Below are 14,386 nucleotides of genomic sequence, written 5' to 3'. Positions count from 1 at the left end.
TGATCGGTGCTTTATAATGTAAAGATCAGGCAGGTATAGTTACATCGGGTTTATCCGGTTGATAAAACCTGATCAGCAATATTTCGGCTGCCAGGCAAATCAGGCTCAAAATTATACAAAGTTTCCATAATTCTAAGCCCATATTTGCTTTTGCTACAGTATCTTTTAACGATTGCGGGCCTGCCTGAAATACGGTTGTCCGCACACCCGGTATCTCCGTTTTTAAAGTGTTATCATCCAGGTAAGTCAGATCGCTCTCACTACGGTTATTATTAAAAGCAATACAGGCCGTTACCGTATCCTGACTCTTTAACTGGTAATTGCCAGGCTGATTTACCTGGTCGGAGAAGTAAAGCACTGTGCTACCCTCCTGTTGCCTCACATCCGGAAGAATAGTTTGCTGCCCTTTTACCAGTTTAACTAATTGTTTATCTGATGCCTGCACAGGCGATGTTTCTACACTTTCGTCCTGACCAATAGTGTAGTATAAGGGCTGATCTCGACCGCTCAACAGGGCCATCCTGAACATGAGCGGTACAAAAAGTGCGTGATGCGGCAGATTGCTGTAATCGTCGGCCAAGGGCACGGCCGACAGGTATACCTTACCTTTACCGCTGCTATAATTTACAAAAAAAGGCTGATGGCCCGGTAGTTCGAGCAGGCTTTCGGATGCGCCGAAGGCCTTACTGCCCAAACGATAATATTTATTGACAAGCGGCAGGTCGGGATTTTGCGGCAACTGCTCAAATGTATTTTTAAACACCTTACTTTGGACGTTCAGAGCAACTACTTTATTTTTTTCGGTTACTAAAGCCTCCGGGGCGTTAACACCCATGGGCAATAACAAAGCCTGGTAGGTCGACAAGTCGGCTCCATCGGCCGGAAAGACTGCCAGGGTGCCGCCTTTGCTAACGTAGATTTTTAGCTGCTGTGCCAATCCGGTAGAAACAGCCTTTACATCAGTTAACACTACAAAGGGGTAGTTTAATAAGCCCGTATAATCCACATTGCCGTTATGCGCCCAGGTTGGTTTAAAAAAGGAGTCGGCATTAAAAACAGCGCTTAAATATTTATTCGGTTGCCCGCCATCTATCAGCAGTAAAGGCATTTGTTGCTGTACTTTGAATGCAAAATAAAACTCATTGTCGAAATTCACCGGGTTATCCTGCAATTGTATCTCGGAGTTTTGCCAGCCTTCCTGCAAGCCCGAGAAAGTCAGTGTGTCATTTTGTACACTCCGCGCATCAATGGTAAAACTGCCTAAAGCCTTTTGTATGTTGTTAACCATTAACTTTAACGGAATTTTTTCGGCTTTTTCATCAGCATAGTTATGCAGGCGCACTACCAGTTTCTCGCTTTCGCCGGCACGGTGCACCGCGCTCAATAACCAAACCGAATCAACCGTAACGTTAGGCAGCGAATTAGCCTTCAACTTGATCAGGCTGACTGATATACTGCTATCTGTTTTTACCGGATGGCCGGCAAGCAGGTTTTTCTGGAAGTCAGACAAGATGTAAACATCCCTCAAGGCATTACCCTGGGTGCTTAACAAACTTTGTTGCCGTTGGATGATCTGTTCGAGGTTACGGCTTTGTGGGCTTATCTTTATTTTATCAACTTCATCGGTAAACTCATCCCTGCTTAACAGGCGTTGCTGGCGGCCCTCAAACTCCTGTGTGAGCAATTGAAACCGATCATTTAAGCCGTATCCTGCAGCTATCTCCTTTGCACGCCGCCGGGCTTCGTCGAGCAGGCTGCCTTCGCGGTTAACGGTTTCCATCGAGTACGAATTATCGATAAAAATGCTAACCACATGCTGCTTATCGAGGTTTACACTGCGCGACGACGGTATATACAACTTTGCAAAACCCAGTATCAGAAAAGCCAACGCCAGTATACGCGACGCCAGGATGAGCCGGCGTTTAAGGTTTTTGCGCGATGATTGCTTTTGCTGAATATTTTTGAGAAACTGAACATTGGAGAAGTACACCTTTTGATAGCGCCTGAAATGAAACAGGTGTATAATCAAAGGGATAGCCAGCGATAACAGCGCAAACAGGAATGCAGGATATATAAATTGCATAGGCTAACCAAATATAGATATTTTACTAACAAAAACGGTATTGCAACCAAATCATTACTATCGGTTTTTGTATCGTTCTGTGCAGCTGTTTTTTTGCAAAACAATGCCGAAATCACGTTATTTGTGCTGAGTATACAAATAATCATCCCCAATAATTAAGTAAACTATTACCATATATCTATTTGCTTGTATGGCTTTTGTTATCCAACCTAACGTATATTGCGAAAACTGCATAAAGTGCGGCGCCCGTCCCGTAGTAACTCAACTAAGAAATATGTTTTCGGTAATGTGCCCGAACGAAGAATGCGACAATGTTGTTACCGGAACCCTGATCAACCTGAACGAATGGAACCGCATTAATAAAAAACCCGGTCAGGGTTGATAATGCAAAAGCCTGACGCCAGGCTTAAACTTTTCAAACAAAATAACCCACTGTAAATCAATTCAATTATCATAAGCAGGATTTTTAAAGCGATATTTTTTTATTTTTATGTTGCAAAAGCAGTTTTTATCACTACTTTTGCAACCCCAAACGGGATGTAGCGTAGCCCGGTATCGCGCCACATTTGGGATGTGGAGGCCGCAGGTTCGAATCCTGCCATCCCGACACCGGAAAAACAAAGAGCTCTGACGAAAGTCGGGGCTTTTTTTGTTTTGGCTGCAACAAACTGATTTGCACTAACAAGAATATCCCAATAAATCTAATAACTTTCATATTCGGATCTATTTGAGATATTGCCACATCCAATAATATTTAATATCCTGTCCAACAGGCGTTTTAGCTACTCAAGCATGAGCCATCTCAATCATTCATAATTAATTAACAATCCAACAACATTCATTATTGTTATTTAAGATTAGCATAACATGGTATTTATTTCATTTGTAAATAAATATATTTATTTTGGCTATATCTAAAAAATACTGCAACCTAAAACTCAAATTATCATGACTCAAAAATTAAACCACCCCTTAACCGGGGCCCGGATACTTACTCCGGCCGAAGCAAAAAGTGTGGACATCGGTCCGTTAAGAAAACTGATTGGAAAATGGCAGGGACTTGTTCCGAAAAATCAAGGCCTTATTGCCAGTGGCTGGAACGTGATTTCGGTACCGGGCCCGGGCGTGCCCGATTTCACCTACGAGGTGATACCTTACACCGAGAACCTCACCTTTTCGCCGGCTGTGATACAGGCGGGTAACCGCGGACCGGTGATCGACGGAAACCAGATAGATCAAAACATCTATGGCTTAATGTACGAGCAGGAAATTATCAGCGCCTGCCCGGCAGATGCGTTTAGTTCGACCCGGGGCTTTATTGCCGGCACTCCTATCCACGCCGAAACCGGGCTGATATTACTTTTAGGCACCCCCAACGGCGGTTACAACATTGCCCGGCTGGCTACCATACCGCACGGCAATGCATTACTGGCCCTGGGCGCGTCATCAGGGCAAGATAACCCCGGTACCGGTTTTATCCCGGCGGCGTCGGCCATCCCAACCAATCTTGATGGTTCGCATGTGTCCCTGTTAGATTATGTACAGCAAATCACTCCCAACTCACAGTTCCCGGGTATTTTTAACCAGGTAAACCCTAACACCTTCCTTACATCAACCCTCGAGAGCGTGGTAGGCCCTGCAGGTAAAATCACCAGCATGACGACTTTCGAAATGGATACACGCGCCGCGAATACCGACGGTGGGATTCTTAATATCCCATTCATCTCTAATAATGTAAGCGCGACTTCGATGAAAGCAATATTTTGGGTCGAAGAGATAGAAGGCGGAACAGAAAAAGAGCTGCTGCAATACACCCAAACCATCAACCTGGTGTTTCCGCCTGCCGGGTTATCACTGCCAATAGTATGGCCACATATTACTGTAAATACCCTGATCAGGGCTCGTTGATCTGGTTAAACCATATACCGGTGAATCTGAACCTTATCCGCCGGTATATGGTTTACTTTACTTTCCATGGCGGGTCTTTTCTGTTTTTACCTGCATAATATAAAATAAGCTGGTTGCCGTCGGGGTCTTTAAGCCTTGCCTCGCGCCATAGCCATTCCTGGTCGGTCGGCCCGGTTTCAAAAACTACTCCTTTCTCCATAAGTGCACTTGCATCTTCATCCAGGGTCTCGGTCTCGAAATAGATCCATGTCGCTCCATCAACCCTGTCATTACTATAATGCAGTGAGAAAGTTGAATCACCACTCAAACATTCAAACCTGGCATAGTGAGGCAAGGCCTTGACAATCAGTTTAAGGCCAAACTGCTCGTAAAATGCAATAGACCGCTCAACATTGCTGACGGATATGGTGATCTGATTCAAATTTAGTTTCATATGATAGCTTGATGTGCTTGTCAACAAATTTTGCTTAAAAATATGACCGCTCTGTCACAGGCAGGTAAAAGTAGTAAATTATAGTAAACCAGGTTGACGAAATTAGTCAACTTGGTTTACCTTTGCATTGTTATTTCAAGAAGATGATGAAAGCGATAGTTACCTATATACCTGTACTTACTAATGTTAGCAAACATTTACCCCACGTTGATCTGCATTGGAGCAGGCTGGGGCATTACCTTTTCGGTGTATTGCAACAGGCTTTCAGGGACAATGTTTTATCGGAAGCTGAGATGGAATTTTTACTGCTGAGTGTAACCGGGTTTGTTGTAGCCGCAAAGGATACTATCGGCAAATATATGGCATATGCCAGGAACACCATTAAGTAATTTAAAAGTCAGGAAACGACAGGCAAGCTTATTTTTTGTAATTGCCGATCAGGGTTTACATCTAATTCCGTGTTACTATATAAAATATGATGAAAACTTTTAACCACAGCAGCAACATTAACAGAATTGGTAGCGAACGGTCGTTTTCAGCCTCGGAGCACCTGGCCGCGATTTATCGCCATACCGAAAGTTAATTAGCGAAATATCATCAATAACATTTTAGACAAACCGATCAAACAACTAATAATCAACCAGTTAAAAGCAAGGCACAATATTAAACCACCTGTTTACCAGGTAATACAAACAAACTTACAGAGGGAAACCTCAACAATAATAACAATCATGAAAACTACCTTTACTCATATCATTAATAAAACCATCGCCTTACTGCTGCTGGTGCTATCGGCATCCGTTGCCATGGCACAGCAAACCATAGTTAAAGGCGTAATTACCGATGCCCGTACCCACGAGACCATGCCAGCGGTAACTGTTGTGTTCGACGGGACGACAATAGGCAACAGCGCCGATAACACTGGCCACTACCACCTGGTGGGCAATGGCAACTACACCAAGATCAAAGTATCTTTCATCGGCTATACCACCGTGGTGAAAACCATTATTCCCGGCCAGGCTCAAACGGTGAACATAACGCTTGCCGAAGACAGGCACATCTTACAGGAAGTTGCTGTAAAATCGGGCAAAAAAACCAGGTATACCAACCGTAACAACCCGGCTGTTGAACTGATCCGTAAGGTGATTGCCCATAAGGACGAGAACAGGTTAGAGAACTTCGATTATGCCGAGTATCAGCAATACGAGAGGATCAATATCTCGCTGAGCGACTTGTCGGAAAAATTCAAGAACAAAAAGATATTCAAGAACTACCAGTTTTTGTTTTCCGAACAGGATTCGGACGCGATAGGCGGCAAAAACCTGCTGCCTATTTATATGGAGGAGAAACTTTCGGACAATTACTTCCGCAAGTCGCCCTTTACCAAAAAACAGGTGATACAGGCACACAAACAGGTTAAATATGATGAGCGCTTTGTAGACAACGATGGCTTGCAAACCTATTTTAACCGGATGTACATGGATATCGATATTTATGACAATAACATCGATTTACTCAACAACCAATTGCTCAGCCCAATTGCCGATGCGGCACCGACATTCTATAAATTTTTTATTACCGATACCATTAAGGATGTCGTTCCGAACCTGATCGAGCTGAGCTTCACCCCACGCAACACTACCGATATGCTTTTTGAGGGTAAGATATACATTACCCAGGATGGTAACTACGCCGTGCAAAAAGCGCTGTTGAGCGTAAACAAAAACATCAACCTCAACTTTGTACGGAAGATGCAGAGCACCCTGGCTTTCGAAAAAACAGATGGCGGGAAGTATCGTCTGAGCCAAAGCGATTTGAAGATAGATTTCGGCCTGAACAAGAATAAAGGCGGCGGCATTTATGGTGAGCGCGTGGTGATCATGAACAACTTTGTAGCCAACCAGCCACGCATGCCCGAAACCTATAATGGCCCTGCGCAGATGATTGCCTTTAACGCTACCGATAAAGGCGACGAATTTTGGAAAGCCAACCGCCCTGATACGCTGAAGGCCCAATATGCAAACGTTTATAAGAACATCGATAGCCTGCAGACTATACCTTCGTTTAAACGTACGATGGATCTGGTGACCCTGTTTATTGCAGGTTACAAAAACTTCGGTCCGTTTGAGATGGGGCCGGTGAATACTTTCTACAACTACAACCCTGTTGAGGGTTTCAGGCTACGTTTAGGTGGCCGTACCACACCCGAGTTGAGCAAGCGTTACTACTTAGAAACCTACGGCGCTTATGGTTTTAAGGATGATAAATTTAAATACTTTTTAAGCGGCACGTATTCGTTGAATAACAAATCGATCTATTCGTTCCCGCAAAATTATTTGCGCGCCAGTGTACAGCACGATGTGAAGATACCTGGCCTTGAATCGCAGTTTGTGCAGGAGGACAACTTTTTAATGACTTTTAAACGCGGCGAAAACAACAAATATCTCTATAATGATGTGTTCAGGATTGATTACGTGCATGAGTACCTGAACCATTTCTCCTACAAATTTGAACTGCAAACCTGGAACCAGGCCCCTGCCGGCGAACTGCTTTATCAAACCGGCATCGAAACACCGGTAACCAGCAAAAATATTGTGAACACATTGCAAAGCACCGAGCTATCTGCCGAACTGCGTTATGCGCCGCATGAGAAGTTTTATCAGGGTAAGATATACCGCACACCTATCCCCGATAAGTACCCGGTATTTACCCTGCGTTACCAGCAAGGTATCAAAGACTTTTTAAAAGGCGATTATAAATACGAAAACGTGACCGGCCACATCTACAAACGTTTTTATGTATCGCAATTAGGCTTTACCGATGTTGATGCCGAAGGAGGTTATGTTTTCGGCAAGGTGCCTTTCCCGTTACTTAACATCGGCCATGCTAACCAGAGTTATGCCCTGCAACTGGATTCGTACAACATGATGAACTACCTGGAGTTTGTGAGCGACCATTATGCCAGCGTAAATGTGGATCACCATTTTAACGGCTTTATATTTAACAAAGTGCCGGTGCTGAAGGAACTGAAACTGCGCGAAGTGATCTCCTTTAAATCGTTATGGGGCGGCGTCCGTCCCGAGAACAACCCGGTAAACGATCCTACCCTGCTTAAATTCCCGGTTAACAGGTATGGTGTACCAACCACTTATGCGCTCGCTAATGGCCCATATATGGAAGCAAGCGCCGGTGTCGAAAACATATTTAAACTGTTAAGGCTTGATGTAGTTAAACGCTTAAGCTACCTCGACCACCCGGATGCATCCCAATGGGGTATCAGGGCCAGGGTATTGATAGAGTTTTAACAATTATTTAATTTAAATTGTTAACCGGGTTGACTATATTAGTGAACAATAATCTATTAACAAAGTAATTATGGCAATGGATGAATCGAGGGTGTTGTGCAAGATGCTGTATGTGCTGAAAAAACTGTCGGACGACTGGCTGTTCAGCAGGCTTTGCCATGGCGATTGCGCCGATTTTAATAATTCGCACCTGCCGCTGCTTTTCAGCATTGGCGATGAGGGCATATCTAACAGCAAACTGGCCGCAAAGCTCAATGTGAGCAAACAGGCCGCCAGCAAGGTGATCAAAGATCTGGAAGAGCAAAAGCTGGTACGTACGGAAAAATGCGCCAGCGACGCCCGCTCATCGACGATATTTTTGACAGACGAAGGCAAACAGCTACGCACACACATCAAGGCCCAGGTAATGGAGATGGAAGGCCAGTACATGAAGGTTTTGGGCATCAAAAACTACAACATTGCCATGGATGCCATGCAAAAGATGATCGACTTTCACGAAGAACAGGCTAAGGTGAAGCTGAACTGATCAACTCATCGACGGGAACGAGATACCTTTGATCTTACGGAACAATTCCACAGCGTACAGATCGGTCATGCCGGATACGAAATCGAGGACGGTTAGTATCCGGCTGTAATCATCCTGCCCGTTAGTTAGAAATTGTTTCGGGATTAAGTTTACCAGCTTTTTATGATACCCGCTTTTGTTTTGCAGATAAGCCGGGATAAACTCTTCCAGTAAACCGCCCATTATTTTATAACCGGCAACTTCAATCTGTACCACCGAACTATAGTTGTATATCTTTTTTACGGATACTTTTGCGATATCCTTCATTACCGAACGGAAAGGTTCATCAATATGATCGATCAGCGCAGCATTAAAATTCCCGCCAAGGATAGCTTCTTCCTGTTTAAAGAAAAGATCGGAGCATTGTTTGACTAAGGTATTGATAGCCCTCGCCCGCAGGTAACCTACTTTGGCATCAGTATCATCGATAGCTTCCAGCCTGGCCGGCATTTTCGGGTCATCGCATAGTGGCAACAGCAATTCCTCAACCTCTTTGTAACTTAGTATTTTGAGCCGATGTGCATCTTCCAGGTCGATGATGTTATAACAGATGTCATCTGCGGCCTCAACCAGGTAAACCAGCGGGTGCCGCTGATAGATCAAAGGGTCCTGCTGCATCCGGATCATACCCAATCCGGCAGCTATCTTTTCAAAACCTGCTTGTTCCGATTCAAAAAAGCCGTATTTCTTGGTGTATATTTTATTTTTATCGTGCCCAGCAAGCGATGAACAGGGGTATTTGGCAATTGCTGCAATAGTAGAATAGGTCAATGCAAAACTACCTGCACCCTTGCCATTGTATGAATGCGTCAGGATGCGCAACGCGTTGGCATTACCTTCAAAATTGGTAAGGTCGCGCCATTGCTGTGCACTTACCTTGTCCTCATAAACCTTGCCTGCCCCATCGGTAAAATAATGCGATATGGCCGATTCGCCCGAATGCCCGAACGCGGGGTTACCCAGATCGTGCGCCAAACAAGCCGCAGCTGCGATATCCCCTATCTCGCTAAGCAAAGGATATTTATCATCGATGTTTTTATCGAGCTTACGGTGCTTGTTATAATGGATACGCCCCAGTGAGCGGCCAACACTGGCCACCTCTAAACTGTGGGTAAGGCGGTTATGTACAAATACGCTGCCCGGTAGCGGAAAAACCTGTGTTTTATTCTGCAGACGGCGAAAGGGCGATGAGAAGATGATCCGGTCGTAATCGCGCTGAAACTCGGAGCGGGCGTCTTCGGGGTTCTCTACATATCTGTGCTCGTATCCCCAGCGTTTTGCCGAAAGCAGTTTGTACCAATCCATACCGCCAAATATATAATACTTTTATGATTAGACCTTACAGCAACACGCCCTGCATAATGATAACGGCGATGGTAAAATAAATGATAAGGCCGGTTACATCCACTAAAGTGGCTACAAACGGAGCAGATGATGTGGCCGGGTCGGCGCCCAATTTTTTGAGCAGCAACGGCAACATCGAACCGGCTAACGATCCCCAAAGCACCACACCTATTAATGCCACACCAACAGTAAAGCCAACCAGTATCCAGTGCGGGCCGTAAATGTGAGAAAAGAACGTCCAAACAAAAATGCGGAAGAAGCCAATGATACCAAGCGTTAAACCTAATAACAGCCCCGAAAGGATTTCACGACGCATTACCCGCCACCAGTCGCCTACAGTTACCTCACCCAGGGCCATGGCCTGTATAATGAGCGTTGAGGCCTGCGAACCGCTGTTGCCGCCACTCGAAATGATCAATGGCACAAACAAAGCCAAGACTATGGCTTTGGCCATTTCCCGTTCAAAGAACCCCATTGCGGTAGCGGTAAGCATCTCTCCCAAAAACAGGATGACCAGCCAGCCTACACGTTTTTTTACCAGCTTAAACAGCGGCATATCCATATAAGGTTCATCGAGCGCTTCGGTACCACCTATTTTCTGGATGTCCTCGGTATATTCTTCGTTGGCTATCCACAAAATATCGTCGACGGTAACGATACCCAGCAGGATGTTCTCATCATCGGTAACAGGTAAGGCGGTGCGGTTATTCATCCTGAATACGTTGATCGCTTCCTGCTGCGGGTCGTTCACATTGAGCGCGATAAGCCGGTTATCCATCAGTTCGCTTACCTTGGTCTCCGGGTCGGCCAATAATACTTCGCGTATACGGATGTCATCTACCAAAACCCCGTTGGTGTCGATCACATACAACACATCGATGGTTTCGGAGTTTTTACCGTATTTGCGCAAATGCTCCAGCACACGGTTCATATTCCAGGTCTTTTTAACTGTGATATAATCGGGCGTCATTAAACGGCCAACGCTATCTTCGTCGTAGCCCAATAAAGTCAAAGCTTCTCTCCTATCGGCAGCAGGTAAGTGTAAAATCAGCGCCTTTACAGCATCGCCATGTAACTCGGCAAAAAATGCAGTACGGTCATCGGGCGGGAGCAGGTTGATCAACTCGGCAATCTTGGCGCCGGACAGCTTTTTGATGATACGCTCCTGCTTCGGGAAATCAAGGATGCGGAATACGTTTACCGCCCGGTTAGGCGACAGAGTTTCAATAAACAGCGGGCCGTAATCAGGAAGTTCGTCTATCAGTGCTTCAACATCCGATATATTGAGGTTGTTCAGGTGTTCGCGGAGCTGTTCGTGATCGTTCTGCTCCAGCAACAGTTCAATTTGTTCAACCATTTCTTCCATAAGCCGTTTTGTTTACATAGTTAATCCTTTTGTTTACCGTGCGCAAAAGTCGGTTTATTTTTTGGAGATAGGAAGGAAATAATGTGCAAATACGCAGATGAATAAATGTGCAGGGATCCTTGTTCCTTTATTTGAGCAGGGGGGATATTGTAAGAAATTTTCGGGCCATTATCTTATTTATTCAATCATTACTGTGGGCGTTCCCCTGCGGGTCAGGCTGTACGCTCATACGCCTTCAGGCATTAACCACAGCCGGCCCACAACCCATCGCGCGGCCGGTATCCCTGCCTGCCGGCAGGCAGGCGCTCCCATTCTTAACGCAGAACTCCCGTTTCCCAAATCAATCATTCAATCTTCAATCATTAAACAGCAGGGGGGAAATTGTAAGAAATTTTTTGAACTATAATCTATTCAATCATTCAAAAATCAATCATTCAATCATTGATTTAGCCTCGCGCTATCCTAACAATATACGCAATTCTGTCAGAAAGTTCAAGTTCTGGCTTACTTTTTAAGCCTGTAATATTTATAAATCTTTACGGCCGACATGATGATCATCGTAAACAGAATCAGGGCCAGCATACCGTATATCCAGTTTACGGCATCTTTTAAAACGGCGAGGAATACGATAGCGAACAGGAAGATGGTGGCCACCTCGTTCCAGATGCGGAGTTGGGTCGACGTCCATTTATAGATGCCGTTGCGCATCTGTTTCATTTTGCTCTGGCAGATATGGTGGTACCCGATCAGGCCGATCACAAAACCTAATTTTACCTGCAGCCAGTGCATTTGCAGCAGGTACGGGTTGATGATCACCATCGTAATACCGGCGATCACCGTCAGCAACATGGCCGGCGTGGTGATGATGTTCATCAGCTTGCGCTCCATGATCTCGAACTGGGCCGAGAGTATGCGGCGTTCATCTTCGGGTTTATCCTGCGCTTCGGTATGGTAGATGAACAGGCGCACGATATAAAAAAGCCCGGCCATCCAGCTTACCACGAAGATGATATGAATTGCTTTGATATAGTCGTAATATTGCACTTGGGATTACACTGATTTTAGATTGATTTCACCGGTTACGGCACGCCACTTAATATTTGTACTCTTTTATCACCTCCACCGCATATTTCACATTATCGAACGGGATATCCGGCATTATGCCATGCCCCAGGTTAAAAATAAAGCCGTTCTCGCCGCGCATACGCTCGAATAGTTTATGGATGCGATCTTTAATCACCTTTTTATCGGCATATAAAATATGCGGGTCGAGGTTGCCCTGTACGGCTATGCCCTGCGGCAAACGTTTTTTGATATCCAGCAGGTCAGCGTTCCAGTCGATCGAGATCACATCCGGTTTGGCTTCGGCCATCAGCGGCGCGAAAACCGAACTGCCTTTGCAGAACGATATCACCGGGATATCCTTGCGATTTAGTTTACTGATGATCTGGGCAATATACTTGTGCGAAAACTCCTTATAATCGTCCCAGGCCAAAGCCTGTGCCCAACTATCGAATATCTGGACCGCATTAACGCCGGCTGCAATCTGTAGGTTAAGATAGTCGGCAGTAACGGCAGCTATCTTGCTCAACAACTGATGAGCCAGTTCGGGCTCGTTGTGCAGCATCAGTTTGGTCAGTTTGAAATCTTTCGATGAGCCGCCCTCAACCAGGTAACTCATTACTGTAAAAGGCGCACCTGCAAAGCCGATTAAAGGTATAGAGCCATTTAAACGCTGCTGTATTACCTTAATGGCATCGGCAACATATTGCAGCTTATCCCCTACTTCTGTTTGCAGGCCGTCCACATCCTTTTGTGTACGCACCGGATTGGCAAATTTAGGGCCAACGTTGGCCGTGAAACTTAAATCGCCGCCCATAGCCTCGCCGGTAACCAGTATGTCCGAAAATAATATCGCGGCATCAATACCCAGCAAATCCACAGGTAACATGGTCACGTCAGCAGCCAGTTCGGGCGTTTTGCACATTTCCAGGAACGAATACTTGTTTTTGATATCCCAGTATTCTTTCATAAACCGGCCTGCCTGGCGCATCATCCATACAGGCGGGCGTTCGGTTTTTTCAGAAAATGCGGCTTTTATAAATAACGAATCCTTCATATAAAATTTGGCGCAAAGCTATGCATTTGCTTTGCGGGTTTGTAATTCTTTTTGCAGCTTCTGTATCACTTCCTTCATCTTGCTGCCTATCTTCTCTTCATCGCGCGTGGCCAGCTTCAGGTAAGCTTCGGCCTTTTCATAATTGGCCTTGCGGATGTTGATATTGGCCACATGCGCCAGTGCAGCCACATGGTCGTTATTATTCCGCAGCGGGAATTGCGCTGCTATCTCGTAATGCTTTTCGGCTTCATCGTAATCATTACGCTTCAGGCAAATGCCGCCAAGCATAAACTCGTAAAAACCGCGCCGGTTACGGCTCAGCCAGAGCGGGTTATACACCTGATGGAGCAGCGATTCTGCTTTCTCGTAATCTTTCACGTGATACAGTTTAGCAGCCAGGATAACGGTACCGCTCTTAAAATAGTCCCACACAATAAGCAGCATCAGCAACAATACAACACATACCAGCTGATAGTTGTGCTGATATGCAAAAAAAGCAACCAGCAGGCCAAACAAACCCAATACTGCCAAACGTGCCTGGTTGGTGAACATTAATTAATGCTGATTATCGGTAAACTTATAACCTACGCCCCGTATCGAATGGAAATAAACCGGGTTTTTAGGATCAGGTTCGAAATACTTACGGAAGGTAAGTATAAAATTATCGATGGTACGGGTTGATGGGTAAACGTCATAGTTCCACACGGTTTCCAATATCTGCTCGCGCGATACGGCATCGTTACGGCGTTCGATCAGCAGTTTCAGCAGCATGGTCTCTTTTTTGGTTAGTGGCGTGATGCTGCCATCGGCGTTCACCAGTTCGAACGAATTGAAGTGAATGGTTTTATCACCTATTTTGTAGCTGTTAAACTCTTTCAGATCGTCGCCTTTTAAGCTGCGTTTTACCAGGTTATTAACGCGCAGGATCAATTCTTCCAGGTTAAAGGGTTTGGTGAGATAATCGTCTGCGCCTTTTTTCAAACCGGCAATTTTATCCTCATTGGTATTCTTCGCGGTCAAAAACATAATCGGCACCTCCGAGTTTTCCAGGCGGATGGTTTCGGCAACCACAAATCCGTCGATCTCGGGCATCATCACGTCCAGTATTACCAGGTTAAAGCGCTCTTCCTTAAATATTTGCAGCGCTTTTTTGCCGTTGGTTGCTGTTGATACTTTATACCCCTCCAGTTCGAGGTTCAATTTGATGGCTTCCAGCAAATGTTCTTCGTCTTCGGCCAGTAAAATGCGTTTTTTGTTTTGCAT

The 14,386-nt window shown here is 45.3% G+C and carries 13 protein-coding genes and 1 tRNA gene; 6 read left to right on the top strand and 8 right to left on the bottom strand.

From position 1 onward, the window contains the following. Positions 1 to 25 precede the first annotated feature (25 nt). On the bottom strand, positions 26 to 2,083 hold the full coding sequence (locus BEL04_RS01140) for a BatA domain-containing protein (RefSeq protein WP_065999284.1): 2,058 nt from the start codon (positions 2,081 to 2,083) through the stop codon (positions 26 to 28). A gap of 190 nt (positions 2,084 to 2,273) precedes the next feature. Here BEL04_RS01140 and BEL04_RS01135 point away from each other — a divergent pair, with 190 nt between their 5' ends. The 3 genes from BEL04_RS01135 to BEL04_RS01125 all read left to right on the top strand — a co-directional run bounded on the left by BEL04_RS01135 (position 2,274) and on the right by BEL04_RS01125 (position 3,991). Next, complete coding sequence (locus tag BEL04_RS01135) at positions 2,274 to 2,465, top strand: hypothetical protein (RefSeq protein WP_065999282.1); 192 nt, start codon at positions 2,274 to 2,276, stop codon at positions 2,463 to 2,465. Positions 2,466 to 2,616: 151 nt separating this feature from the next. Continuing rightward, positions 2,617 to 2,690, top strand: a tRNA-Pro gene (locus tag BEL04_RS01130). Positions 2,691 to 3,031: 341 nt separating this feature from the next. After that, on the top strand, positions 3,032 to 3,991 hold the full coding sequence (locus tag BEL04_RS01125; protein WP_065999279.1) for a heme-binding protein: 960 nt from the start codon (positions 3,032 to 3,034) through the stop codon (positions 3,989 to 3,991). A 52-nt stretch (positions 3,992 to 4,043) separates the two neighbouring features. Here the strand turns inward: BEL04_RS01125 and BEL04_RS01120 are convergent, their stop codons facing one another. Beyond that, positions 4,044 to 4,424, bottom strand: a complete 381-nt coding sequence (locus BEL04_RS01120; protein WP_065999277.1) for a VOC family protein — start codon at positions 4,422 to 4,424, stop codon at positions 4,044 to 4,046. A 143-nt stretch (positions 4,425 to 4,567) separates the two neighbouring features. Here BEL04_RS01120 and BEL04_RS01115 point away from each other — a divergent pair, with 143 nt between their 5' ends. The 3 genes from BEL04_RS01115 (at position 4,568) to BEL04_RS01105 (ending at position 8,255) form a co-directional block, all read left to right on the top strand. Continuing rightward, on the top strand, positions 4,568 to 4,813 hold the full coding sequence (locus BEL04_RS01115) for a hypothetical protein (protein ID WP_139112892.1): 246 nt from the start codon (positions 4,568 to 4,570) through the stop codon (positions 4,811 to 4,813). A 342-nt stretch (positions 4,814 to 5,155) separates the two neighbouring features. Then, positions 5,156 to 7,729, top strand: coding sequence for a DUF5686 and carboxypeptidase-like regulatory domain-containing protein (locus BEL04_RS01110; RefSeq protein ID WP_065999274.1), 2,574 nt, complete (start codon positions 5,156 to 5,158; stop codon positions 7,727 to 7,729). 70 nt (positions 7,730 to 7,799) lie between these two features. Next, positions 7,800 to 8,255 carry a MarR family winged helix-turn-helix transcriptional regulator gene (locus BEL04_RS01105; RefSeq protein ID WP_083227707.1) on the top strand — a complete coding sequence of 152 codons (456 nt, stop codon included), beginning with the start codon at positions 7,800 to 7,802 and terminating at the stop codon, positions 8,253 to 8,255. Here the strand turns inward: BEL04_RS01105 and BEL04_RS01100 are convergent, their stop codons facing one another. The 6 genes from BEL04_RS01100 to BEL04_RS01070 form a co-directional block, all read right to left on the bottom strand. Continuing rightward, complete coding sequence (locus BEL04_RS01100; RefSeq protein WP_065999269.1) at positions 8,256 to 9,599, bottom strand: deoxyguanosinetriphosphate triphosphohydrolase; 1,344 nt, start codon at positions 9,597 to 9,599, stop codon at positions 8,256 to 8,258. 34 nt (positions 9,600 to 9,633) lie between these two features. Further along, positions 9,634 to 11,004, bottom strand: a complete 1,371-nt coding sequence (mgtE, locus tag BEL04_RS01095) for a magnesium transporter (RefSeq protein ID WP_065999267.1) — start codon at positions 11,002 to 11,004, stop codon at positions 9,634 to 9,636. A 504-nt stretch (positions 11,005 to 11,508) separates the two neighbouring features. After that, the gene (hemJ, locus tag BEL04_RS01085; RefSeq protein WP_083227706.1) at positions 11,509 to 12,048 is read right to left on the bottom strand and encodes a protoporphyrinogen oxidase HemJ; all 540 of its coding nucleotides are present in this window, start codon (positions 12,046 to 12,048) and stop codon (positions 11,509 to 11,511) included. Positions 12,049 to 12,097: 49 nt separating this feature from the next. Next, on the bottom strand, positions 12,098 to 13,123 hold the full coding sequence (hemE, locus tag BEL04_RS01080; RefSeq protein WP_065999262.1) for a uroporphyrinogen decarboxylase: 1,026 nt from the start codon (positions 13,121 to 13,123) through the stop codon (positions 12,098 to 12,100). An 18-nt stretch (positions 13,124 to 13,141) separates the two neighbouring features. Then, complete coding sequence (locus BEL04_RS01075) at positions 13,142 to 13,675, bottom strand: tetratricopeptide repeat protein (protein ID WP_065999260.1); 534 nt, start codon at positions 13,673 to 13,675, stop codon at positions 13,142 to 13,144. Positions 13,676 to 13,678: 3 nt separating this feature from the next. Next, positions 13,679 to 14,386: a response regulator transcription factor gene (locus tag BEL04_RS01070; RefSeq protein WP_065999257.1), complete on the bottom strand. Its 708-nt coding sequence runs from the start codon at positions 14,384 to 14,386 to the stop codon at positions 13,679 to 13,681.

Origin of the sequence: Mucilaginibacter sp. PPCGB 2223 (assembly GCF_001705515.1) — a bacterium.
Classification (GTDB): Bacteria; Bacteroidota; Bacteroidia; order Sphingobacteriales; family Sphingobacteriaceae; genus Mucilaginibacter.
The sequence above is the reverse complement of the archived record's forward strand: the minus strand, read 5'-3'. Positions and strand labels throughout refer to the sequence as shown.

Bases quoted from the DNA above. Each gene is read 5' to 3' on its own strand.
- BEL04_RS01125 (WP_065999279.1), top strand. From the start codon at position 3,032: ATGACTCAAAAATTAAACCACCCCTTAACCGGGGCCCGGATACTTACT.
- BEL04_RS01120 (WP_065999277.1), bottom strand. From the start codon at position 4,424: ATGAAACTAAATTTGAATCAGATCACCATATCCGTCAGCAATGTTGAG.
- BEL04_RS01140 (WP_065999284.1), bottom strand. From the start codon at position 2,083: ATGCAATTTATATATCCTGCATTCCTGTTTGCGCTGTTATCGCTGGCT.
- BEL04_RS01135 (WP_065999282.1), top strand. From the start codon at position 2,274: ATGGCTTTTGTTATCCAACCTAACGTATATTGCGAAAACTGCATAAAG.
- mgtE (WP_065999267.1), bottom strand. From the start codon at position 11,004: ATGGAAGAAATGGTTGAACAAATTGAACTGTTGCTGGAGCAGAACGAT.
- BEL04_RS01070 (WP_065999257.1), bottom strand. From the start codon at position 14,386: ATGCAAAACAAAAAACGCATTTTACTGGCCGAAGACGAAGAACATTTG.
- BEL04_RS01100 (WP_065999269.1), bottom strand. From the start codon at position 9,599: ATGGATTGGTACAAACTGCTTTCGGCAAAACGCTGGGGATACGAGCAC.
- hemE (WP_065999262.1), bottom strand. From the start codon at position 13,123: ATGAAGGATTCGTTATTTATAAAAGCCGCATTTTCTGAAAAAACCGAA.
- BEL04_RS01110 (WP_065999274.1), top strand. From the start codon at position 5,156: ATGAAAACTACCTTTACTCATATCATTAATAAAACCATCGCCTTACTG.
- BEL04_RS01105 (WP_083227707.1), top strand. From the start codon at position 7,800: ATGGCAATGGATGAATCGAGGGTGTTGTGCAAGATGCTGTATGTGCTG.
- BEL04_RS01115 (WP_139112892.1), top strand. From the start codon at position 4,568: ATGATGAAAGCGATAGTTACCTATATACCTGTACTTACTAATGTTAGC.
- BEL04_RS01075 (WP_065999260.1), bottom strand. From the start codon at position 13,675: ATGTTCACCAACCAGGCACGTTTGGCAGTATTGGGTTTGTTTGGCCTG.